The organism is Saccharopolyspora sp. NPDC003752 (assembly GCF_053605825.1).
This window is the reverse complement of the sequence record NZ_JBSGJZ010000031.1, coordinates 41,161-62,534: the sequence shown is the minus strand read 5'-3', so window position 1 is coordinate 62,534 and position 21,374 is coordinate 41,161. Positions and strand designations below refer to the sequence as shown.

The following is a 21,374-nucleotide window of genomic DNA, read 5'->3' as shown; positions in this document are numbered from 1 at the left end:
GATCTCAGTTCCCTCCCGGAACATCGGAATGTCCCTGTTGGACAGTCAGCCACGGCGCGGCCGCGGTGAGCAGGTAGCGCACCCCCAGCCCGATGGTCGGATCGGGCACCGGGGCGAACAGCTCCGAGTGGTTGCCCGGGATGTGCGGCGGAATGCCGTTCTCCAGCAACGCCTCCCGGTCGATGTCGCCGAACGCGGCGTGGTCGGTCCCGCCGAACATCCAGTACACCGACGGCGTGTCGAGAGCGGCGCCGAAAACACCGAAGTCCTCACTGCCGGTGACGGCCTGCGGCATGGTGAACACCAGCTCCGCGCCGAAGGTCTCGGTGAACGCGCGGAACACCGTCCCGGTCGCCGCCGGGTCGTTGACGGTCAACGGGAAGCTCTCGGTGATCGTCACTTCGGGATCCCGGTCGGCTCCGGACGCGATGGCTTCGCCGTGCACGATCCGCCGCACAGCCGCCAGCACCTGCTCGCGGATCGCGGCGGTCTCGCTGCGAACGCTGATGTGCAGCTCGGCGGTGGACGGGATGATGTTCGCCTTGGTCCCGGCGTGGATCGCGCCCACGGTCACCACGGCGAGCCTCCCCGAACCGACCTCCCGGGCGACCACCGTCTGCAGGCGCGTCACGATCGCAGCCGCCAGCACCACCGGGTCCACAGTGGTCTCCGGCCTGGAGCCGTGTCCGCCCCGGCCGAACAGCCGGACCCGCAGGGTGTCGGCCGCGGCCATCACCGAGCCGGGCCGGGTTCCGACGGCTCCCACCGGTATCGGGCTGACGTGCTGGCCCAGGCACACGTCGGCGCGCGGGAACCGCTCCGCGAACCCGTCCTCGATCATCGCCGTGGCACCACCGACCTCCTCCGCGGGTTGGAAGACCGCCACAACGGTGCCCCGCCAGGCGTCCCGGTTCCTGGCCAGCAGCGCGGTGGCACCCAGCAGGCACGTGACGTGCATGTCGTGACCGCAGGCGTGCATCACGGGCACCTCGTTGCCCTCGGCGTCCACCGCGGTCCGGGTGGAGGCGTAGGGCAGGCCGGTCGCCTCCTTCACCGGCAGTGCGTCCATGTCCGCCCGCAACAGCACCACCGGCCCGTCGCCTGAGCCCAGCACGCCGACCACGCCGGTGCCGCCGACCCCCTCGGTGACCGCCCACCCCTGCTCGCGCAGCCGGGAGGCGACGATCCGGGCCGTGCGCGTCTCCTGGAACGACAGCTCCGGGTGGGCGTGCAGATCCCGGTACAACTCGTGCAGTGCCGGCAGTTGGTCGTCCAGACCGGCGAACAGGGCAGACATCAGACCTCCGATTCCGTTCGAGCTGGTGGCAAGTGGGATGACTCGGCCCCGCTCCGCGGGAACCGCACCAGCAGCGTCAGCAGTGCGGCGAAGACGAGGACTCCGGACAGCATCAGGAAAGCCGGGCCGAGTGATCCGGTGCTCTCCTTGACGGCGCCGACGAACGTCGGGCCGACCAGACCACCGAGCTGCCCGATGCTGTTGATCAGCGCGATACCGCCGGCCGCTGCTCGACCGGTGAGCAGCCGCGCGGGCAGCTCCCAGAACACCGGCAGCAGACCGCTGGCGCCGAAGGAGGCCGCCGCAACGGCGATCAAGCTGAGCCCGGGCGGGAGCACCGCCGCGGCGGAGAGCCCGACGATGCCGATGAGCAGGCCGATGAGCAGAAGACCGCGACCGTTCTCAGTGCGCCCCGCCTTGCGGCCGAAGTACAGCAGGCCGATCGCGGCCACCAGGGTGGGGACCGTGACCAGCATGCTGAACGCGGTCGTGCTGAGCTGTCCGATCTGACCGACGAGCGGCGCGAGCCAGAAGGTCACCCCGTTCGTCACGAGGTTGTAGCACAAGAAGATCATCGCCAGCAGCAGGACGCGTCGGTCCCTTAGACCCTTCCCGAGAGAGAGCGGTTCCCGGCCCCGGACGGCCGCCGCTTCTGCCGCGATAGCGGCCTGGACGGCCTGCGCGGTCTCGGCGTCGAGCCACTCGGCGTCTCCCGGATGATTGGGCAACCGCCGAGCCGCCCACAACCCGACGACGACGGCGGGCAGCCCTTCGACCAGGAAGAGCCACTGCCAGCCGTGCAGCCCTGCCGTCCCGTCGAGCCCCAGCAGGAGACCGGCCAACGGTCCACCCATGACCCCGGCGATCAGCGGCCCGGCGAACAGCAGTGCGGTGGCGCGCGCCCGCTCCCGCTCGGGGAACCACTGCGTGAGCAGGAACAGAACGCCGGGGAGGAAGCCCGCCTCGGCGATGCCCAGCAGCACGCGGAAGACGATCAGCGAGGTGGCGTCCCAGGACAGCGCGGAGAGCATGCTCACCGCGCCCCAGGTGATCATGATCCGCGCGAGCCACCGACGTGCTCCGAGGCGGTAGAGGATGAGGTTGCTCGGCACTTCCAGCAGTGCGTAGCCGAGGAAGAAAGCTCCTGCCGCGGCGCCGAACACCGTCGCGCTCAATTCGAGCGTGCGCGAGATGCTGGGTTCGGCGTAGCTCAGGTTCAGCCGGTCCAGGTACGAGATGACGTACATCAGGACCAGCACCGGTATCAGCCGCCGCTTGGCCAGCGCGACACCCCTGTCGATCAAGGACTCGTCCAGGGGGGCCGGGCGGGCGGGCTCGGGGACGGATGCAGAGCTCATGTCGTCCTCCCCGAGCCGCTCAGTCGAACAGGTCCGGTTGCTCCTCGGTGATGCGGTCCCACATGGGCCGGAACTGGAACCATCCGGACAACGGGCTGCCGATCTGCTCGCGCACCTGGAGGGCGGTCTCGCGGTCGATCTCGTGCGGATGCCCGGCCGCCATGGCCAGCAGCTGCGCCTGGCAGGAACGTTCCATGGTGACGAACCACCAGGCGGCCTCCGCCACGGTCTGGCCGACCGTCAGCAGGCCGTGGTTGGCGAGGACGACCGCCTTGTGGCCGCCGAGCGCGACACCGATCCGCCTACCCTCCTCGGTGTCGTTGACCACCCCGCGAAAGTCCTCGTACAGGCCGTGGTCTTCGAAGAACGCGCAGGCGTCCTGGGTGATCGGGGACAGATGCCGGCGCAGGGTGGCGAACGCCTTGCCGTGCAAGGAATGCGCATGGGCCGCCGCGACGGCGTCCGGTCGGGCCTTGTGCACTTCGGAGTGGATGCAGAACGCCGCGCGGTTCACCGGTCGGCGGCCCTCCACCACGTTGCCCGCGTGATCGACCAGGATCAGGTCGGAGACCTTGATCTGGCTGAAGCTCATCCCGAAGGGATTGACCCAGAACCACTCGGGGTTCTCCGGGTCGCGAGCCGTGATGTGCCCGGCCACCCCTTCCGAGAAGCCGAGCTTGCCGAACAACCGGAAGGCGGCGGCCAGTTCCTGCTTGCGGTGCAGCCGCTCCTCCTCCACCGAGTCGAAGGTGGGGGGGAGCATGGCCTGGAATCCGGGCGGGGTCGGTCCGAGTCCGATGTGCACTTCGGCAGCTGTCGTCTCCATCAGAAGTCTCCTCGAGGATCAACGGAACGAGTGCGCAGTCACTTCTCATACAGGGCCGTATTTCATACAGAGCTGTATGTCATACGGTGCTGTATGGTGAAGGGCGTCACGTTCGGATGTCAATGCCCGTGGAGGAATGCGTTGCCGAGGGGACAGACCAAACGTCGTCCGAAGACCACCGAGCTCCTGCTCGACGCGGCGCTCGAGACGTTCGCCGACCGCGGCTTCTACGGCGCCTCGATCGAGGAGATCTGCGACCGGGCGGACCTCACCCGCGGAGCGTTCTACTACAACTACCGCACGAAGGAAGACCTGTTCTTCGCGTTGTTCGACCTGCACGCCCAACGAGTCATCGACCGGCTCGCCCAGGCGATCGACGAGATGCGGGACGCGCCGGACCCGCTGGGCACGCTGATCAAGCGCACCAGCGCGGTCGACGACAGCGAACGTCGCTGGTACCTGCTGTCGACGGAGTTCACGCTCCACGCCATCCGCAACCCCGAGACGGCACGCGCCCTGGCCGAGCACGACCGCCGCCTGCGCGACGAGATCGTGCGACTGCTGGGCGCGCTGTTCGACCGCCTGGGCCGACAAGCCACCGTCGACCTGGACTCACTGGCCCGGCTCATCACCGCCCTGCACGAAGGCGCCCTCGCACAAAGCCTCGTCGAGCCGGACCAGCTGGCCCCGGACGAGCTGGCGACGACCTACCTGCCGCCACTCATCAAGTCCATCTCCCGAAGTCGCGCCACGCGGAAAACCAACCCCTGACCCGAGTTCAGCACGATGCGGCGTTCGCAACCGGCAGGATCCACCGGGGTTACCGCACGTCGGCTCGGGCTCGACCCCTGAGCCCGTGGCCGCCTTCCGCATCACTGACGTCAAAACGGCTCAGCGGGAACGCTTTCGGTGCTCGACCTGGTACAGGACCTGCGCCGGTATCGCGTGAACGCTGCTCCCATCCTGCGGCAAGCGATCCGGGTCGACACCTTCAGCAAGTGCCGGCCGCGACATGGCCTCGTAGAGTTGCCGAACGTGACACTTGAGGACTTCCAGCGACGCCTGCGCGTGTTCGCAGATGAATCGACTTGAAATATTCGAACCCAGGATTCGTGGATGTCGAAGGCGCTCACGCGCCGGGCTGGGCCGCCTGCCGGGTGGCCACGACCCGGGGGTCGGTGAGCAGGAAGTCCACGAAGGCCGCCGTGAAGCTCGGCAGCGCGGCGTCCACCGACGTGACCAGGTGCAGCTCCCGGGCGGCCCACGGCTCCAGGATGCTCAGCGCGGCCACCCGGCCGCTTTCGGCCATCGGCCGGGCCACGCTCAACGGCACCAGCGACACCCCGACGCCCGTCTCCACCAGGTGCAGCACGGCGTTGAACGAGTGGACGTGCAACCGTGCGTTGAGCGTCTGCCGGTCCCGCTTCGCCACCTCGGCCAGGAACAGGTAGTTGCTGCTGGTCCGGCTCATGCAGATGAAGTCGAACTCCAGCGCCGCGCCGAACCGGATCTCCGGCTGGCGGGCCAGCGGGTGGTCGATCGGCGTGACCACCACCAGCTCGTCCACCGCGTACCGCATCGACCGAACGCGGCTGTCGGAGACTTCCCCGGCCAGCACACCGACATCGACCTCGCCGGTGGCCACGCCTTCCGCGATCGCACCGCTCAGCCGCTCCTCCAGATCCAGGTTGACGTCGGGGTGGGCCAGCAGGAATCGGCTGATGCTGGGCAGGATGAAGCCGTTGAGGGAACTGCTGTTGGCCCACAGCCGCACGCTGCCCTTGAGCCCCTGCGAGAACCGGGACACGTCCCCGTGCATCCGGTCCACACCGGCCAGCAACTCCCGGACGTGCGTCAGCAGCACCTCACCGGCCGGGGTCAACCGCATCCCGCGCGGCGTCCTGGTGAACAACGCGGTGCCCATCGCGTGTTCGAGGTTCTTCAGCCGGTAGCTGGCCGAGGACGCCGTGATGAACACCGCCGACGCACCGGTCGACAGGCTCTCCGCCTCCGCGATGGCGCGGAACAGCCGGAGATCGGTCAGTTCGTACCGCATGCCGCCGCCCAATCCGCCACCTCCACACCGGTCGCGCGCACGGCCCCTCACCTGCGGTATCGACCCGGCGAAATTACCACGGCCCGAAGCCCAGGCGAGGACCCGACGAGACGGCCATCACAGCGTCCCGGCCGCGCGCCGCCGGTGATCACGTGGGTGGATTGAACCCCGCTGCCCGCCCTGCTCCGAGAGGCGGGCAGCACATCTTCGATCTCGGTCCCCGGTTCGTTCCGCGATCGCCCCCTCCGGGCCGCGACCGGGGCGGACCCGGTTCATCGAACCGCGGTCACCGGGAGCGCTTCCGGTTCAGGAATTCGGCCATGAACCGCTGCGGTTCACCGGTGTCGAAGGCTGCGGCGAACTCCGGGATGCTGGCCGCCACGGCCTCGTCGACCGGGAGGTCCTCCCACGAGCGCAGCAACCGCTTCTGCTGGCGCAGCGCGGCCGGGCCCAGCTCGGCGAGACGCTTCGCGTTGCGGGCTACCGCGGCATCCAGCTCGGGTAGTTCGCAGATCTCGTGCACCAAGCCCCAGGACAACGCGGTGGGCGCATCGATCTGGTCGCCGGTGAGGGTCAGCCAGGCGGCGCGGCCGTTGCCCACCAGCCGTGGCAGCAGCGCGGCGTGGATCACCGACGGAATGCCGACCGCGACCTCGGGCATGCCGAAATGCGCATCGCTGCTGGCGATCCGCAGGTCGCAGGCGGCCGCCACTTCGAGGCCGCCACCCAGGGCGTAGCCGGCGAGCCGGGCGATCACCGGCGTCGGGAAGTCGCGCACCGCATCGCACATGCCCTTGAGACCCGTGATGAACTCGGCGGCGCTGCTCCGGTTCAGCGTGACCATCTCGCCGATGTCGGCACCGCCGATGAACGCCCGGTCACCGGTGCCGCGCAGCACCAGCGCCCGGACGTCGTCGCGGGCTGCGAGCGCCTCGATCGCCGCCGTGACGTCCTTGATGACCGCGCTGTTCAGGATGTTCAGCACCTTCGCATCGGTGATCGTGACCGTTGCGATGCCGTCGCCGTCCAGCGTGGTCGTGGTGTGTTCGGAAATCTTGCTGTCCGCCAAAGCTGCTCCCAAGTCCGGGGTTCGTTTCTGCCTGTGACCGGCACGCCACAGCGGGTCGTGCGGGATTGGTGGTGTCGCGACGAAGAACCCGCCATCAACCGGAGTGGACGACGCCCTTGCGCACCAGAGCCGCGATCTCGTCGCCTCCGAGGCCGAGTCCGCTGAGGACCTCCACCGAATGCTCACCCTTCGCCGGCGGCGGTCGGTGTTCGGCTTCCTGGTCCCCGGCCAGCAATGGGTTGCGCACCATCGGCACGACGCCCAGCGTGGGGTGCTCGGCCTCGATCCGCATGCCCCGGTGCACCACCTGGGCATCGCGGAAGACGTCGTCCAGCGTGTTGATCGCGCCCCAGGGGACCCCGGCCTCGTCGAGCACGCGGCACCACTCCTGGCGGCTGCGGGACGCCATCGCGGCGGCCACGACCGGACGCAGCTCGGCCAGGTTGTCGATGCGGGCGGCATTCGTCGCGTACCGCTCATCGGCCGCGAGCTCAGCCAGCCCGGCCGCGGCGCAGAACCGCCGGAACTGCGCATCGTTGCCGATCGCGAGGATCAGGTGACCATCGGCGCAGGCGAACACGTCATACGGCGCGCAGTTCGGGTGGGCGTTGCCGATGCGCTGCGGGATCTTGTCCGACACCAGGTAGTTCGACGCCTGGTTCGCGTTCATCGCCACCGCGACGTCGAGCAGCGCGATGTCGATCGACTGCCCCGCACCGGTCGTCGTGCGCTGCAGGAGAGCGGCCAGGATCGCGCTGGTCGCATACATCCCGGACATCAGGTCGACCACCGCCACCCCGGTCCTGCACGGCCCGGCTCCGGGTGTGCCGTCGGCCGGCCCGGTGTAGCTCATCAGCCCGCCCATGCCCTGGAAGACGTAGTCGTAACCGGGCTTTCCAGCCATCGGCCCGCCGGCGCCGAAGCCGGTGATGGCCAGGTGGATCAGCTCCGGGTTGATCTCCCGCAGCGCGGCATACCCCAGGCCGTACCGGTCGAGGGTTCCGGGCTTGTAGTTCTCGACGACGACATCGGCCTCGGCGGCCAACTCGCGAACGAGCGCCGCACCAGCCGGGTCGGCGAAGTTGATCGCGATCGACCGCTTGCCCCGGTTGCAGCAGATGTAGTAGCCGGAGAACCCGTCCGCAGTCGTGGTGTCCGGCAAGTACGGCGGCCCCCAGCCCCGGGTGTCGTCGCCTCCGTCCGGGTTTTCGATCTTGATCACCTCGGCGCCGAGATCGGCCAGGTTCTGGGTGCACCACGGGCCGGCCAGGATTCGGGACAGGTCCAAGACCTTGATTCCCGCGAGAGCTCCGCTCAGCATGCCCATTCCATCGTTTGTCGCACGACGTCACCCTAGATCGCCCATTCCGCGAGAACCATTGGAAAATATCGAACCCGGTCTCAGCATTTTTCGAAGACGCCCGGACCAATCGCGAACATGAAGGGTCCGGCCACGGCCCGGATCGCGCGCGAGTTCGACGGCCGGGAATTAATCGAAGAGGCGTTCGAATAGTTCGGCGCCATCGAGCATCGCCTGGCGCCTTCGGCGAAGACGAACCCCAGCATCTGATCGACCTGTTCCCCCGCACCGAACAGCCGGACGGGACAGTCGAACGCGCCGTCCGGCTTTGGGAGGACAGGTCGCCGAAGTCGACAACACCCGCCAGCGCCCGCCCGCGACGACGACGTTCGCGGGATGCAGGTCACCGTGCACCCACACCGGCGGACCCTCCCAAGCCGGGGCCGCGACGGCGTCACCCCGGACGGCCCGGACGCCGGCGGCGTCGTTGGAGGCTGGGATTCCAGCTGCTCCCGATCACCCCATGAGACCGTGGCGAGCGTTCTTCGGATCGCTCACCACGGCCGTTCGTCAAGAGAATCGCATGTCCTTCACGAGCTCGGCGCCTGCAGCGATGTCCTCGAACACCGGAATTTTGCCCGGCAGGTGTCCAAAGACGGCCCACGTGCCACACCGGACCGACAGCGGGTCACGGGACCGCCGCCGGCATCAGCCGCGCTCAGGCGCCGGGGGCGCGGTAGTCGACAGTCTTCCGCGCAGCCTCGTCGACGTCCTCGGGGCGAAGGAGCGGCACCACCTTGGACGTCACGGCCCCAGCGGCCCGCACCGCCATAGCCATGGCAGCCATGGAGACGTCGTCGGGCATTTCGACAACGATGAAGACATCGTCGGCTCCGAACGCGAAGTAAATCGATTCAAGCGTTCCGCCGCACGACCCGACAACCCTTTCAACAGCCTCTCGCCGCCCGGTTCCGCCCTCGACGAGCACCCCCTTCGTCCCCTCGGCGGTGTAGCTGCCCTGCACCAAGTACTTCGGCATGTCGCTCCCCCCACTTCACCCTGCAGACGCCCGCAGCCGCGGGTTCCGCTCCCACCATCGGGCACCAGAGCAAGCCCTGCCAACCGAAGCGCGGCTCGACGACCGACACCATCCCGTCCCTGGAGACTGGCCCGAAAACGCCCCAGGACCCACGCGCACGTGGTCACATCCCACCAGGGCAACAGGATTGCGCACGCACCCAGTTCCACAACGTCTCATGACTCAAGCCCAGCTCGCGGGCGAACTGGTTGATCGGGCGACCGGCGGAGAGCACTTCCCAGCTCTTCTTCTTGCTCCGATGAATGGATGACCCCCTATTGTCGTAACTCTGTTTACGATGGTCGGCACATCGCGACTGCGCCGCCAGGCCCCAACGCAAACCTATGAGTCCGAGAACCTTCCGCGAGCAGGAGACCGCGCGCAGGCGGTGCGTGACATGTGCCGCTCGTGTTCCATATCGGCAGGAACAAAGCTCGAATGTAGGGAGTTCCCCCGATAGCACCTCGTACTTCCGCAGTCACTTGACGTAACATGACATTGCTGGTAATCGTTATGCGTTTTAGGCTCGATTGATTGGATGCGGTTCCTGATGCAAAGAAAATGGGAAGCCGACGCTACGGCGCCTTTTTCGCGACGTTTGGGCAAATCAGCGCTGGAGCTGTCGATGACAGACGAAAATCCGAGCTGTCCGGATATCTGGGAACTGGAAAACGGAGATGTGGCGGTCATCGGACGAGATCTCACCGAGAGCTACCTACGGCGATTGCCTTCGGGTGTGAGCATCGGCCACGACGAGCGGCTTGTCGTCATTCCCGGGAAGATGTTGAGGTCAGCAAAGGGGGATATCGCCGATGAAGAATCCTCCGCGTGAACTGCTGGGCGAGCGCCTGTCCCCCGAGGAATACCTCCGTGACTTCGATCCTCGTTTCTGGCGGATCACAGAAAACGATTTCTGGAAGTTCGAACGACGACAGTCGTTTCAGGAGCAGGGCAACCCGAGCTGGGATGCATTCGCGCGTGGTGACTGGCACGAGTCGCTGAAGCTGCTCGAGGACAGAACGGAAAACCTGAAGTCCTACTTTCGACGAGTTACTGAGCAGGGATTCACGACCTACCGAGTACGTGTGGTCGAAGAGCCTCTCACTCCGTACGTGCAGTGGCTCATACATTCCCAGCGTCAACGCAGCGAATACGGCGGGCATGTGCGGATCGTCGGAGTCGACGAGGTCGCCCCGTTTGAGTCTGATGGGCCCCTTCCCGAGATCGTGACGGTCGGCGGTGAGGCCATCTATCAGGTCCTGTACGACGCCGACGGCGTCCTAGCGGGGGCGATTCGATCGGATGCTCCGGAGGATCTCGCCAGCTGGCGAGATTTCATGATGCGGCTGTACGCGACAGGCGAGGACATCGCCGACTACTTCGAGCGCGTCGTGGAGACATTGCCCCCACCCGATCCCGGCGAGGAATGACCCAGACATCGACAAGTTCCTCGTTCAGGACAGAAAAGGCCGATCCGTGCACACAACGCCAGAGCCGGATGAGCACGACCCGCACAAGCATGCCGCGACGCACTCGGAACTGTCCGGTCGCGCCGCTGACGTCGTCCAGGCCCGCGACGTCAGCGGAGGCGTCCACTTCCATCACCCGGCAGCAGCCGAGCACCGGGCGGATGTGCCCGTGCCGCGTCAACTGCCGCCCGACGTCTGGGATTTCGTCAACCGGGACGCCGAGTTGCAGCGCCTCGACCTCAAACTCCTGAGGCACGAGAGTTCCGCCCGTGTCTCGGCACTGTGCGTGATCGTCGGTACCGCTGGGGTCGGCAAGACCGCCTTCGCCCTGCACTGGGCTCACAAGGTCCAGCACGAATTTCCCGATGGGCAGCTGTACGTCAACCTGCGCGGCTACGACCCCGGCTCTCCCGTCACCCCCCATCAGGCCCTCGAACGCTTCCTGCGTGCCCTAGACGTGCCGGCCTCGGCAATTCCGCGTGAGCTGGAGGATCGGGCGACGTTGTTCCGCTCCCGGCTGGCCGGGCGCCGGATGCTCGTGGTGCTCGACAACGCCTCCGGCCCCGGCCAGGTCCGCCCCTTGCTGCCGGGCACATCGGACTGCCTGGTGCTGGTTACCAGCCGCAGCCGTTTGTCCGGGCTGGTCGCCCGAGACGGCGCCTACCGCCTCACGCTGAACCTCCTCGACGAGGCCGAGGCCACCACACTTCTCCGCAAAGCCTCCGCCGACTACCGGAGCACCGACAGCGTGACCGATCTCGCCGAGCTATCCCGACTGTGCGCACGCCTTCCCTTGGCCTTGCGGATTGCAGCCGAACGGGCCGCGAGCCAGCCGACGATACCGCTGCGCGAACTGATCGCCAGACTCCGGGACGAGTCCGAACTTTGGGACGCGCTCACGGCCAGCCACGATGACGAATCCGATGCGGTCCGCTCGGTGTTCGCCTGGTCGTATCGTGGCCTGACCGCCGGCGCTCACCGTCTGTTCCGGCTCCTTGGCCTGCATCCCGGCCCCGAATTCAGCACGCATGCGGCCGCAGCGCTGGTCGAAGCCACCGTGGGTGAGGCCCGACGCCTGCTCGACGAGCTCGTCGGTACGCATCTGCTCGAACAGATCGCACGGGATCGCTACCAGTTCCACGATCTGCTGCGCGCCTACGCTCTCGACGAGGCACGGCATGAGGAGCCAGATACTGCCGGTGCGGCACTGCGGCGGCTCTTGCTGTGGTACCTGCGCACCGCAGATGCGTGCATGGCCATCGCGGTGCCGGGAGCGTTCCGCACCTCACTGGCCGAGCAAGCCGAAGGCCCCCCGCCAATGAGCTTCGACGACCAGACCGAGGCGATCACATGGTTCGACCAGGAGCGGTCGAACCTCCTCGCCGCCGCTCAGGCCGCTCACAGCGCGGGCATGCCGGATCTCGCTTGGCAGATTCCCGCCGCGATCCAACGGATGTACGCCCGGCACAACCACTTCGACGACTGGCGCACCGCCTGTGCGATCGCACTGCCCGCCGTGCGCGAGGTCGGCGACCGCAGTGGCGAAGCCGTGATCATCGAGAGCCTGGCGAAACTGCACACGCAGAGCTTCGAACTCGATCAAGGGATCGAGTTCCACAAAGCAGCCCTCGCCCTTCGGCAGGAGGTCGGTGACAGGATCGGGCAGGTTTCCTCGCTGAATGGAATCGCACTGGCCGCACTGCGGGGCCACCGACTCGACCAAGCACACGACTACTTCGAGCGGGCTCATTCCATGGCGATGGAACTCGACGATCATGCGTGGCAGGCCATCACCGCCAACGGGCTCGCGCACGTACACCTCGAAGCCGAGGACTACAGGCAGGCGCACGAGCTCAACAGGATCGCGCTCACGCTGTACCGCGAGGTCGGCAACGAGGCCGGGGAGGGAGACGCGCTGCGCTGTGCCAGCGAAATCCAACGCAGAACAGGACACCTCGAGCAGGCCCACGAGAGCATTGACCGGGCCCTCGGCATCGCCGAGGAAGCCCGCAACCCCGTTTGGGAAGGATGGTGGCTGCTCGATCTCGGCCGGCTGCAGGTCGCACTCGGCCAGGCCGAGGACGCGCTGGAGACCTACCACCGAGCGGCGGCCCTGCAGCGCCGCATCGGCGACCGATCCAGAGAGGGGATCGTGTGGGGCGCTATCGGCCAGGCCTATGCGGCACTCGACCGCTATCGCGAGGCTACTGAGTTCCACCGCACTGCCGCGGAGCGGCACCGCCAGCTCGGCGACCGCTGGAACCTGGCCCTGACACTGACCCACCTCGCCCATGCCCTGACCGCAATCGGTGCGCGGGCCGAGGCCTCCACTCACGCGAACGAGGCGCAACAGACCCTCGCCGAGTTCACCGACCCGGCCGCCAGACGACTCCACACCCAGGTGAACGCTCTGTCAGCCGAGTGAGCTGTTCACCGGACGAGCACCGCACACATGACTGTGAAAGTGAGACCACTATGCCCCGGGTCGCTCTGGTGTCCTTCCGATCCGACCTCTTCGCCGCGCTTCACGCGGGCAGCAGACTCGGAGGGCACGATCCGGTCCTGTACATCTCCGGACGTTCCGCCCGCCCCAAGGGAGACAGCTATCCGAACATGGGCGAGAAAGTGGACAACATTCTCGAAGGGATCCCGCCCGAAGTCGACCTCCTGCTGCCCGGTGACGTTGACGGACTGGCCAACGCACTCCGCGGCTACCGCATCGATGTCGCCGTCGTCTTCGGCCTGTCGTGGAAACTGCCCCCTGCTGTCCTCAACGTCCCCAGGCTCGGCATCGTCAACGTGCACCCCTCAGCACTGCCCAAGTACCGAGGCCCCGCATCGGTGCAGTGGGCGATCCGCAACGGCGACACCCACCTCGGCTTGACCGTCCACCGGATGGACAACAAGATTGACACCGGAAACGTCATCGCCCAACACGACGGCATCCACCTTCCTGAATTCATCACCTACGACCAACTCTGGGACCAGATCGCCCCGAGCGTCGAGATCACCCTCGGCAAAGCCCTGGACCTCGTCGCCGACGGATTCCCAGGTATGCCCCAGGACGAGAACGCAGCGACGAGGGCCCCCTTGATGGAACCGGACTTCAGCTACATCGACTGGTCCCAGCCTGCACACGTCATCCACAACCAAGTACGAACCTTCTACTACGGAGCCGGCATCCCCGGACCATTCGCCGAAATCGACGGGAGCTGGATGCGCATCATCCGCACCCGGCTCGAACCCGGTGACGGCACTCGCGTGGAATGTTCCGACAGGCCGATCTGGATCGTCGAAGCGGAAGCCGCGCAACCACCGACGGATTGTTCGTAGCCGAGCGCACCGTTGGTTCCTCGCTGCGCTCTTCAGCCACATAGCAGGCGTTGCACCGGATTCATCTTGCTCTGGGGTAACTCCGGCTGAACCACCCCGCCCCGCCTGAACACAACCGGTTCGCTCTCGCCTAGCCACCCCCGGACGGCGGGACAACAAGACGCCGGATGCCCTCGGAAGCCCCGGAAGCGCACTCGGCCGGAAGGGGCTCAGGCGTCGATCACCAGGTCTTCCAGTGGCTTCGCGCAGCACAGGAGGATCTTGTTCTCCGCTCGGTCCCGGGGGCGGATGCCGCCGTTGTGCCGCATGTCCACCGAGCCCTTCAGCAGCGTTGCTTTGCACGTGCCGCACATTCCTTGGCCGCAGGACGACGGCAGGGTGATGCCGGAGCTTGCCGCGGCGTCGAGGACCGACGTGTCCGCGTCGCACTCGACGGTCCGGCCGCTGCGGGCGAGCCGCACCTCGAATCTCCTTTCGCCACCGGATGTTCCGGAGACCGGGGCGTCGGTGGTGAAGCTCTCCTCGTGGTAGTGGTCCATGGCGAAACCGGCTTCCGCGAGCATCAATCGCACTGCGGCCATGTACCCGGCCGGGCCGCAGGTGAACACCTCGCGGTCCAGGAAGTCCGGGGCGATGCTCCGCAGCGTGTCGATGTCCAGCCGACCGCGCCGGCCTGCCCAGCGCTCGTGCATCCCGTCGTCCTCGCAGACGTGCGTCACCCGGATGCGCTCCGACGTGGCTTCGATGAAGTCCAGCTCTCGCCGGAAGATTATGTCGTCCGGGGTTCGGGCGCTGTGCACGAAGACCACGTCCGCCGGGCTGGCCAGGTCGTGGAGCGTCCTGGCCATCGACATCAGCGGCGTCACGCCACTCCCCGCGGAGAGGAACAGGTACTTCGACGCCGGGCGCCGGTGCATCGAGAACTCGCCGAACGGGCCTCGTGCGTGGAGGACCGCACCGGGCACCAGGTGGTCGTGCAGCCAGTTGGAGACCTGCCCGCCCGGCACGCGCTTCACGGTGATCGCCGCGAGGTGCGGGCGGGAGGGCGGTGAGGACAGCGTGTAGCACCTGTCGACCTCCAGCCCGTCGACCGGCACCGTGATGGTGAGGTACTGGCCCGGGTCGTGGTGGAACAGCCCTGGCTCGACGGGCTCGAAGACGAACGTCTTCACGTCGGCGGTCAGCTGCTGGACCTGCTTGCAGACCAGCCGCTGGTCCGCCGCGTCCGCCCAGTCGCGCCTGGCCCGGAGGGTTCGCACGCCCGTCATCGCAGGTGCTCGCGGAGGCGGTTGATGTACCAGTTGCAGAAGGCCTCGACCTGGTATTCGGTCGGGGCGTACGGGCCGGGCTCGTAGGCCGGGCTGCTGATCCCCTGCTGGGCGCGGGCGACCAGCTGCGCATCCTGCTCGTTGGTGGCCGTCCAGACCTTGAGCAGCGTCTCCAGGTCGTAGTCCACGCCCTCCACAGCATCCGGGGCCACCAGCCAGGTGGTGCGCACCAGCGTCCGGTCCGGGGCGATCGGCAGCGCCGAGAAGGTGACGGCGTGGTCGCTGACGACGTGGAACCAGGAGTTGGGTTGCAGGTGCAGCGACAGGTGCCCGAGCCGGGGTGTCGGCACGTCGCCGAGCAGGCGCCGGCACGCGGCTTTGCCGTCGGTGGTGAAGGATTCCCCGGCGAGGTCGAGCGCATCGCGCTGGATCCGGAACCCGGTCGCGCGGGTGTCCAGCTCCTCGATGAGCTGGTAGGGCAGGCCGAGGTCCTGGTAGGTCTGCCGCAGTTCGGCATCGACTCGCAGGTAGCGCTCGTGCGCCGGGAGCAGCCGCGCCGGCAGATCCTCTTCGGCGTAGCCGTAGGTGGGGAAGAACGTGCGCAGCAGCTCGGGGTGGCCGTCGCAGTGGTAGCACTCCCGGTTGTTCTCCATCACCAGCTTCCAGTTGCCCCGCTCCACCAGGTCGACCTGCGCCGCGACCTTGGCTTCGTGCAGGCGATGCGGCGCCAGGTACGGTTCGATGCGCGAGGCCACGTCGGCGAAGTCGCTCGGCGGCTCGTCGGCGAGGCAGACGAAGACGAGACCGGCGACGCTGCGGGCGTGGATGGGCTTGAGCCCGAAGCAGGTGGGGTCGAAGCCGGACGGTTGGGACGGCGCGTGCCGCAGCGCGCCGTCGGTGCCGTAGGTCCACTTGTGGTAGCCGCAGACGATGTTCCCGACTGACCCGCTCGGCCGGTCCAGGATGCGGGCGCCGCGGTGGCGGCAGACGTTGTGGAACGACTGGATGTTCTCGTCATCATCGCGCAACACGATGATCGAGTAGGCGCCGAGCGTCGTGGTGAGGTAGTCGCCCGGCTCGGGCAGCTCGGCCTCGGTGGCCACGAAGATCCAGTGCTTCGCGAAGATCGCCGCGATGTCGAGGTCGAAGAATTCCCGGCCGGCGTAGAACGCTGCTTCCAGGCTGTGGCCGACCGCTCGCCGGGCGACGAGTCCGGACGCTTCGATGGTTCCCAGTGCAGTCACTTCCGCGCTCCTCGTGTTCACATGGGCAGGCATAGCCGCAGCGCGTCGAAGACGGCCGCGTGGATGTTGCGGCTGGTCACGGCATCGCCGATCCTGAACAGCCGGTAGTGCCCCGCCTGGTTCCGGATGGCCTGCTGCGGCGCGAGCGCCAGCAGCGCACGGTGGTCCACCTCGCCGAGGTTGGTCGAATCGGCGAGCAGCTCTTGGTAGAGCTCGTCGTTGGGCAACGTCCCGTTCTCGACCACCAGGTGGTCGACGGTCCGCTCGGCCTCCACCTCGGCGTACTCGCTGCGCAGCGTCGCGGTGAGGCGCCCGTCCGGTGTGCGGCGCACCGATCGCAGCCGGTGAGCCAGCGTGACGCGCACCGCGTGCTCGGCGAAGACTTGCAGATATGCCGGCGAATTCATGCTGCCGACGTCCGGCGCGAGCATGCGTTCCGGGGTCACGTACTCGACCGAAGCCCCTCGGCGGGCCAGCACCTCGACGGCGTCCATGCCCGGGTACGCGCCGTTGTCGTCGTAGACCAGCACCCGGCCTTCGGGACGCAGAGCACCGGTGAGAACGTCCCAGGTATCGGCCGCCTCGTCGCCTTCCAGCAACGTCGCGTTCGGCGTGCCGCCGGTGGCGATGACCACGACATCGGGGTGTTCCGCGCGAACTTCCGCTGCCTCGGCCAGCACTCCGAACCGGAAGTCGACGCCGTGCAGCTTGCATTCCTCGACGCGCCAGTCGACCACGCCGATCAGGTCCCGCCGGCGGGGGTTCGCGGCCGCGATGCGGACCTGCCCGCCCGGCACGTCGTTCGCTTCGAACAGCACCACCTCGTGCCCTCGTTCACCCAGCACCCGAGCCGCCTCCAGCCCCGCAGGACCACCGCCCACGACCACCGCCTTCTTCCGCTCCGCCGCGGGCGTGATGGTGTGCGGGATCTGTTGCTCCCGGCCGGTGGCGGGGTTGTGGATGCACTTGGTGTCGCCGGAGTCGTAGATCGCGTCGAGGCAGTAGCTGGCCCCGACGCACGGCCGGATGCGATGCTCCGCTCCCGCCGCGACCTTGGCGACCAGGTGCGGATCGGCGATCTGGGCCCGGGTCATGCCGACCAGGTCGAGCAGGCCGTCCCGCACGGCGTGGCGTGCGGTCGCGACATCGGCGATGCGGGCGGCGTGCATCACCGGGACCTGGAGCCGCCGCTTGATCTCGGCGCTGAATTCCAGGAACGGCGCCGACGGCGTGCCCATGGACGGAATGGTCCGGGCCAGCGCGGCATCGCTTTCGATCGAGCCGCGGATGGTGCTGATGAGGTCGATGCCGTCGTCGAGGAAGCAGCGCGCCGCCGCCAGGGCGTCGTCGACGGTCAGCCCGCCCGGCCGGACCTCGTCCATCATCATCCGGATGCCGACGATGAAACCGGGTCCGACCGCCGCCCGCACCGCCCGGATCACCCGGCGCGGGAACGACATCCGGTTGGCCAGGCTCCCGCCGTAGGAGTCCGTGCGGTGGTTCGTCGTCGGCGACAGGAAGCTGTCCAGGAAGTGCCCGTACGCCTGGATCTCGACGCCGTCGAGGCCGCCGGCTTCGCAGCGAGCCGCCGCGTCGGCGTAGTCCCGCACGATCCGGTCCAGGTCCCACGGCTCGGCGGTTTTGGGGAACGCGCGGTGCGCGGGTTCGCGCACCGGGGACGCGGACAGCACCGGCAGCCAGTCCCCCGCGTAATTGCTCGTGCGCCGCCCCAGGTGGGTGATCTGGCACATGACCGCCGCGCCGGCGGCGTGCACGTCGTCGCCGAGCCTGCGCAGCCACGGCACCACCTCATCGCGGTAGAGCAGCAGGTTGCCGAAGGCCGGTGGGCTGTCGGGGGCGACGACCGCGGAGCCGCCGATCATGGTCAGCCCGACCCCGCCGCGCGCCTTCTCCACGTGGTACAGCCGGTAGCGGTCCTTGGGCAGGCCGTCATCGGCGAAGGCGGGTTCGTGCGAGGTGCTGACCACGCGGTTGCGCAAGGTGAGCTGCTTGATGGTGAACGGCTGGAGCAGGGGATCCGTCGGATGCATGGCGCTCCTCGCGAATTCCGGCCGAGGTGGACGTCTGTGCCCACCAGCGTGGAGCGCCGCAGCCGGTCCGGACAATCAAATGTTCATGCAGCAGATCGTGCAAACTCTTTGCATGATTGACAGTCGACTTCGGGTGCTGCAGCTCGTCGCCAAGCACGGCACCGTCACCGCCGCGGCCCAGGCGCTGCACTACACGCCGTCGGCGGTGTCCTACCAACTGCGCCAGCTGTCCGCGGAACTCGGCGTGGAACTGGTGGTTCCGCAAGGCCGCCGGATACGGCTGACCTCCGCCGCGCATGCGCTGCTGCACCACGCGGAACTGCTGCACGCCCAGTGGGAGCGCGCCAAGGCGGAAATGGCCGCGCTCGCCGACGAACCCGGTGGCCCGTTCACCCTGTGCGGCTTCTCCACCGCGGCAACGCATCTGCTGCCGCCGGCCGCCGCCGGACTGCGCGACGCCTTCCCGAACCTGAAGGTGCGGCTGATCGAGGCCGAGCCCACCCGGTGCTTCGACCTGCTGCTAGCCGGAGACGCGGACCTGGCGCTGGTGATCGTCACAGCCGACACCCCGCCGCTGTCGGACGCGCGGTTCGACCAGCAGCCGCTGCTCGACGATCCGCTCGACCTGGTCACGCCACTCGGTCACCCGCTGACCGACCGCCCGGCGGTGACACTCGCCGACGCGGCGAACGAGCCGTGGATCTTGGGCCGGCCGGACAGCACCTACCACCAGCTGGTGACAACCGCATGCATGGCAGCGGGTTTCAGCCCGAACATCGCGCACTACGCGGACGAATGGAACACCGGAACCGCACTCGTGGCCCACGGGTTCGGCGTCATCCTGGTGCCCCGGCTGGCACGCCTGCACAGCCATTGGCCGGTCGCGCGCATCCCGCTCCACGGCGAACCGGCACCCGCGCGCCGAATCCTGGCAGTCACCAGGATGGGCGCCCGGGACAACCCAACGATCGCCCACGCCCTCCAAGCGATCACCAAGACCGCGGCCGGAATCCTCCCGGCCCAACCCGACTGACCACGACGCCTTCGAGCCGAAGCCGACGGAAGGGCGACTATTCGCTCGGGCTTTTTCCAGAGCAAGGACTCACGACCCCAGCCGACTTTCGCTGAATCGACCGCAACATTCTGATTGTCGAGATCGCTGATGAAGACGTTCTCCGCAGCCAGCAGCATGCACGCCCATTCCACCGGAGCCAGCGGCACATCGTCGCTGAACGCACACCGGAGGCTGCGGCACTGTCAAACAGATCCTGCGCGTCCGCGAATCCCACACCGAGGGCGAGCGGATCGCTGCACCGGGCCGGCCCACCCCGTTCCAGAAGTGCTCGGCGCAGGAGTTCGACCGCTTCCCCGGTAAGCAGCCGGCCAGCGAGTTTCAACGGGCGGCCGGCGTGCCACTCCAGTCAGGCTCGGTCGGATGCGACGATCGAGCCTGATGGCCCTCGCTGCGACGAAGTCGCCTTCACCAGCGCGGAGACTGAGCTCTGCACGTGCGTGCAGAAGGGCAGGGTCTCCGGGTGCGTGGGGGTGCGTGGCCGGACGAGGTGGACGGTGATCGGTTCCGCATCGGAGATCGGGACGTAGCGGATCCCCGGGTACGGGTAGTTGTGCACCGTGCCTTCGGTGGTGACACCCACGGCGTCACCGGTGGCGATCACGGTGAGCCATTCGTCGGCGTTGGCGACTTCGAACGTTCGGGGACGTCGGCCTCGCGGCCACAGCTCGGCGCTGGTGGTCGCGGCGGTGGCGCAGATGGCGACCGGCCGGTCGGCGAGGTCGGCCAGCCGCACGGATTCCGCAGCGGCCAGCGCGTCGTCGCCCGCCACGGCCGCCAAGCGGCGCTCCTGGAAGAGCGGAACCGCCTGGAACTCCGAACCCGTCGGCGGCCCGGTTCGCAGAAAGGCGATGTCGAGCTCCGCTCGACGCAGCGCGGCTTCGGGGTCGTCCCTGCGATAGACCCGTACAGGCGTGCCCGGGAACTTGTCGCGCCACTCCTGCAGGAGCGGGATCGTGAGCTCGCCGAGCGTCGCCCAAGCGAAGCCGACCCGCAGCGGACGGAGTCCGGCTTTGGCCTCGGCCAGCGCATCATCCAGTTGGTTGAGCACGTGGTGGGATCGCTCCCACAGCCGACGGCCGGCTTCCGTGAGCTCGAGGCGGCGAGTCGTACGCTCGACGAGGCGAGTGCCGAGCCTGCTCTCCAACTGGTCGAGGGTGCGCGACAGCGCGGGCTGGGACACGTGGAGGACTCCGGCGGCCCCGGTGATGGTGCCCTCATCCCCGATCGCGGCCAGGGCTCGAAGATGCCGCAACTCCACATTCATAACCACAGATTATAAATCCGCCGCAAAGAGCATTTCCCCCCGCGCCAGAAGCGAACGTAGCGTCGATCGCATGCGAATCCTCCTCATCGGGGCGGCAGGCAGGCTCGGAACCGCGGTCAACGAAGCGCTGACCGACCGCGGCCACGAGGTGCTCACCGTCGGCCGCACCAGCGGCTCCCTCCGCTTCGACATCGCCGACCCCGCCCAGACCACCGCGCTGTACGAGCAGGCCGGGAACGTGGACGCAGTGGCCAGCGCAGCGGGCGATGTGCCGTACAAGCCGGTCACCGACATGACGCCCGGCGACTACGAGTCCGCGTTCCGGGGCAAGGTGCTCAGCCAGATCGAACTGGTGCGCCAAGGGGTCCCCCGGGTCGCCGAACGCGGCTCGTTCACCCTGATCACCGGTGCGCTGTCCCATGAACCGATCCCGACCGGCAGCGCCGCGGCGATGGCCAACGGGGCACTGGACGCCTTCGTGCGCGCGGCAGCGATCGAGATCGCCCCGCAGCGCATAAACGCCGTCAGCTCGACGATCTTCACCGAAAGCGTCGAGAAGTACGGCGACTTCTTCCCCGGTGTCCGACCGGTCGACGTCGCCGACGTCGCCCAGGCCTACGTCCGCTCCATCGAAGGCGCCCAAACCGGCCAGGTGTACTCGCCCAGCTAGCCACAACCGAACGGGC

At 67.9% G+C, this 21,374-nt stretch carries 22 protein-coding genes; 8 read left to right on the top strand and 14 right to left on the bottom strand.

Annotated features, from left to right (window positions below):
* Positions 1–4: 4 nt before the first annotated feature.
* Genes ACWEV3_RS31655 through ACWEV3_RS31645 form a run of 3 tightly spaced genes read right to left on the bottom strand, consistent with a single transcriptional unit; the run spans position 5 to position 3,481 of the window.
* A complete protein-coding gene (locus ACWEV3_RS31655) occupies positions 5–1,297 on the bottom strand; it encodes an amidohydrolase (protein WP_452617383.1) in 1,293 nt (430 codons plus the stop codon).
* Positions 1,297–2,655: an MFS transporter gene (locus tag ACWEV3_RS31650; protein WP_452617382.1), complete on the bottom strand. Its 1,359-nt coding sequence runs from the start codon at positions 2,653–2,655 to the stop codon at positions 1,297–1,299. Before ACWEV3_RS31650 ends, ACWEV3_RS31655 begins: the two co-directional genes overlap by 1 nt.
* 19 nt (positions 2,656–2,674) lie before the next feature.
* Entirely contained in the window at positions 2,675–3,481 is an 807-nt protein-coding gene (locus ACWEV3_RS31645) for a class II aldolase/adducin family protein (protein ID WP_452617381.1), read from the bottom strand.
* A gap of 141 nt (positions 3,482–3,622) precedes the next feature.
* Here ACWEV3_RS31645 and ACWEV3_RS31640 point away from each other — a divergent pair, with 141 nt between their 5' ends.
* Both ACWEV3_RS31640 and ACWEV3_RS31635 read left to right on the top strand, forming a co-directional pair.
* Positions 3,623–4,252, top strand: a complete 630-nt coding sequence (locus ACWEV3_RS31640; RefSeq protein WP_452617380.1) for a TetR/AcrR family transcriptional regulator — start codon at positions 3,623–3,625, stop codon at positions 4,250–4,252.
* A gap of 138 nt (positions 4,253–4,390) precedes the next feature.
* Positions 4,391–4,573 (top strand): hypothetical protein, encoded by a 183-nt coding sequence (locus ACWEV3_RS31635; RefSeq protein WP_452617379.1) that lies wholly within the window; start codon positions 4,391–4,393, stop codon positions 4,571–4,573.
* Positions 4,574–4,610: 37 nt separating this feature from the next.
* Here ACWEV3_RS31635 and ACWEV3_RS31630 read toward each other — a convergent pair whose 3' ends face one another.
* The 7 genes from ACWEV3_RS31630 to ACWEV3_RS31600 form a co-directional block, all read right to left on the bottom strand.
* Positions 4,611–5,537 carry a LysR family transcriptional regulator gene (locus tag ACWEV3_RS31630; RefSeq protein WP_452617378.1) on the bottom strand — a complete coding sequence of 309 codons (927 nt, stop codon included), beginning with the start codon at positions 5,535–5,537 and terminating at the stop codon, positions 4,611–4,613.
* Positions 5,538–5,823: 286 nt separating this feature from the next.
* Complete coding sequence (locus ACWEV3_RS31625; RefSeq protein ID WP_452617377.1) at positions 5,824–6,606, bottom strand: enoyl-CoA hydratase; 783 nt, start codon at positions 6,604–6,606, stop codon at positions 5,824–5,826.
* Between the two features lie 94 nt (positions 6,607–6,700).
* Positions 6,701–7,927: a CaiB/BaiF CoA transferase family protein gene (locus ACWEV3_RS31620; protein WP_452617376.1), complete on the bottom strand. Its 1,227-nt coding sequence runs from the start codon at positions 7,925–7,927 to the stop codon at positions 6,701–6,703.
* 80 nt (positions 7,928–8,007) lie between these two features.
* On the bottom strand, positions 8,008–8,172 hold the full coding sequence (locus tag ACWEV3_RS31615; RefSeq protein WP_452617419.1) for a hypothetical protein: 165 nt from the start codon (positions 8,170–8,172) through the stop codon (positions 8,008–8,010).
* Entirely contained in the window at positions 8,096–8,320 is a 225-nt protein-coding gene (locus ACWEV3_RS31610; RefSeq protein WP_452617416.1) for a hypothetical protein, read from the bottom strand. The genes ACWEV3_RS31615 and ACWEV3_RS31610 overlap by 77 nt, the downstream gene beginning before the upstream one ends.
* Positions 8,321–8,624: 304 nt before the next feature.
* Positions 8,625–8,945: a GYD domain-containing protein gene (locus ACWEV3_RS31605; protein WP_452617375.1), complete on the bottom strand. Its 321-nt coding sequence runs from the start codon at positions 8,943–8,945 to the stop codon at positions 8,625–8,627.
* 163 nt (positions 8,946–9,108) lie between these two features.
* Entirely contained in the window at positions 9,109–9,219 is a 111-nt protein-coding gene (locus ACWEV3_RS31600; protein ID WP_452617374.1) for a transposase, read from the bottom strand.
* A 303-nt stretch (positions 9,220–9,522) separates the two neighbouring features.
* Here ACWEV3_RS31600 and ACWEV3_RS31595 point away from each other — a divergent pair, with 303 nt between their 5' ends.
* From ACWEV3_RS31595 to ACWEV3_RS31580, 4 genes are read left to right on the top strand one after another with little or no spacing between them, the layout of a single operon-like run.
* The gene (locus ACWEV3_RS31595; protein WP_452617373.1) at positions 9,523–9,816 is read left to right on the top strand and encodes a hypothetical protein; all 294 of its coding nucleotides are present in this window, start codon (positions 9,523–9,525) and stop codon (positions 9,814–9,816) included.
* Positions 9,797–10,414, top strand: a complete 618-nt coding sequence (locus ACWEV3_RS31590) for a DUF6879 family protein (protein WP_452617372.1) — start codon at positions 9,797–9,799, stop codon at positions 10,412–10,414. Before ACWEV3_RS31595 ends, ACWEV3_RS31590 begins: the two co-directional genes overlap by 20 nt.
* 46 nt (positions 10,415–10,460) lie before the next feature.
* Positions 10,461–12,878: an ATP-binding protein gene (locus ACWEV3_RS31585; protein WP_452617371.1), complete on the top strand. Its 2,418-nt coding sequence runs from the start codon at positions 10,461–10,463 to the stop codon at positions 12,876–12,878.
* Positions 12,875–13,786, top strand: coding sequence for a methionyl-tRNA formyltransferase (locus ACWEV3_RS31580; RefSeq protein WP_452617370.1), 912 nt, complete (start codon positions 12,875–12,877; stop codon positions 13,784–13,786). The genes ACWEV3_RS31585 and ACWEV3_RS31580 overlap by 4 nt, the downstream gene beginning before the upstream one ends.
* 209 nt (positions 13,787–13,995) lie before the next feature.
* Here the strand turns inward: ACWEV3_RS31580 and ACWEV3_RS31575 are convergent, their stop codons facing one another.
* Genes ACWEV3_RS31575 through ACWEV3_RS31565 form a run of 3 tightly spaced genes read right to left on the bottom strand, consistent with a single transcriptional unit; the run spans position 13,996 to position 18,349 of the window.
* A complete protein-coding gene (locus tag ACWEV3_RS31575) occupies positions 13,996–15,054 on the bottom strand; it encodes a 2Fe-2S iron-sulfur cluster-binding protein (RefSeq protein ID WP_452617369.1) in 1,059 nt (352 codons plus the stop codon).
* Positions 15,051–16,298, bottom strand: a complete 1,248-nt coding sequence (locus ACWEV3_RS31570) for an aromatic ring-hydroxylating oxygenase subunit alpha (RefSeq protein WP_452617368.1) — start codon at positions 16,296–16,298, stop codon at positions 15,051–15,053. Before ACWEV3_RS31570 ends, ACWEV3_RS31575 begins: the two co-directional genes overlap by 4 nt.
* A 17-nt stretch (positions 16,299–16,315) precedes the next feature.
* Positions 16,316–18,349 carry an oxidoreductase gene (locus tag ACWEV3_RS31565; RefSeq protein WP_452617367.1) on the bottom strand — a complete coding sequence of 678 codons (2,034 nt, stop codon included), beginning with the start codon at positions 18,347–18,349 and terminating at the stop codon, positions 16,316–16,318.
* 112 nt (positions 18,350–18,461) lie between these two features.
* Here ACWEV3_RS31565 and ACWEV3_RS31560 point away from each other — a divergent pair, with 112 nt between their 5' ends.
* Positions 18,462–19,382, top strand: a complete 921-nt coding sequence (locus tag ACWEV3_RS31560) for a LysR family transcriptional regulator (protein WP_452617366.1) — start codon at positions 18,462–18,464, stop codon at positions 19,380–19,382.
* A gap of 388 nt (positions 19,383–19,770) precedes the next feature.
* Here the strand turns inward: ACWEV3_RS31560 and ACWEV3_RS31555 are convergent, their stop codons facing one another.
* Positions 19,771–20,688, bottom strand: a complete 918-nt coding sequence (locus ACWEV3_RS31555) for a LysR family transcriptional regulator (RefSeq protein WP_452617365.1) — start codon at positions 20,686–20,688, stop codon at positions 19,771–19,773.
* Between the two features lie 70 nt (positions 20,689–20,758).
* Between ACWEV3_RS31555 and ACWEV3_RS31550 the strand changes: the two genes are divergently transcribed.
* On the top strand, positions 20,759–21,358 hold the full coding sequence (locus ACWEV3_RS31550) for a short chain dehydrogenase (RefSeq protein ID WP_452617364.1): 600 nt from the start codon (positions 20,759–20,761) through the stop codon (positions 21,356–21,358).
* The last annotated feature ends 16 nt before the right edge of the window (positions 21,359–21,374 follow it).

Bases quoted from the DNA above. Each gene is read 5' to 3' on its own strand.
- ACWEV3_RS31655 (WP_452617383.1), bottom strand. From the start codon at position 1,297: ATGTCTGCCCTGTTCGCCGGTCTGGACGACCAACTGCCGGCACTGCAC.
- ACWEV3_RS31650 (WP_452617382.1), bottom strand. From the start codon at position 2,655: ATGAGCTCTGCATCCGTCCCCGAGCCCGCCCGCCCGGCCCCCCTGGAC.
- ACWEV3_RS31645 (WP_452617381.1), bottom strand. From the start codon at position 3,481: ATGGAGACGACAGCTGCCGAAGTGCACATCGGACTCGGACCGACCCCG.
- ACWEV3_RS31630 (WP_452617378.1), bottom strand. From the start codon at position 5,537: ATGCGGTACGAACTGACCGATCTCCGGCTGTTCCGCGCCATCGCGGAG.
- ACWEV3_RS31620 (WP_452617376.1), bottom strand. From the start codon at position 7,927: ATGCTGAGCGGAGCTCTCGCGGGAATCAAGGTCTTGGACCTGTCCCGA.
- ACWEV3_RS31615 (WP_452617419.1), bottom strand. From the start codon at position 8,172: ATGCTGGGGTTCGTCTTCGCCGAAGGCGCCAGGCGATGCTCGATGGCG.
- ACWEV3_RS31605 (WP_452617375.1), bottom strand. From the start codon at position 8,945: ATGCCGAAGTACTTGGTGCAGGGCAGCTACACCGCCGAGGGGACGAAG.
- ACWEV3_RS31595 (WP_452617373.1), top strand. From the start codon at position 9,523: ATGCGGTTCCTGATGCAAAGAAAATGGGAAGCCGACGCTACGGCGCCT.
- ACWEV3_RS31590 (WP_452617372.1), top strand. From the start codon at position 9,797: ATGAAGAATCCTCCGCGTGAACTGCTGGGCGAGCGCCTGTCCCCCGAG.
- ACWEV3_RS31575 (WP_452617369.1), bottom strand. From the start codon at position 15,054: ATGACGGGCGTGCGAACCCTCCGGGCCAGGCGCGACTGGGCGGACGCG.
- ACWEV3_RS31565 (WP_452617367.1), bottom strand. From the start codon at position 18,349: ATGCATCCGACGGATCCCCTGCTCCAGCCGTTCACCATCAAGCAGCTC.
- ACWEV3_RS31560 (WP_452617366.1), top strand. From the start codon at position 18,462: ATGATTGACAGTCGACTTCGGGTGCTGCAGCTCGTCGCCAAGCACGGC.
- ACWEV3_RS31555 (WP_452617365.1), bottom strand. From the start codon at position 20,688: ATGAATGTGGAGTTGCGGCATCTTCGAGCCCTGGCCGCGATCGGGGAT.
- ACWEV3_RS31550 (WP_452617364.1), top strand. From the start codon at position 20,759: ATGCGAATCCTCCTCATCGGGGCGGCAGGCAGGCTCGGAACCGCGGTC.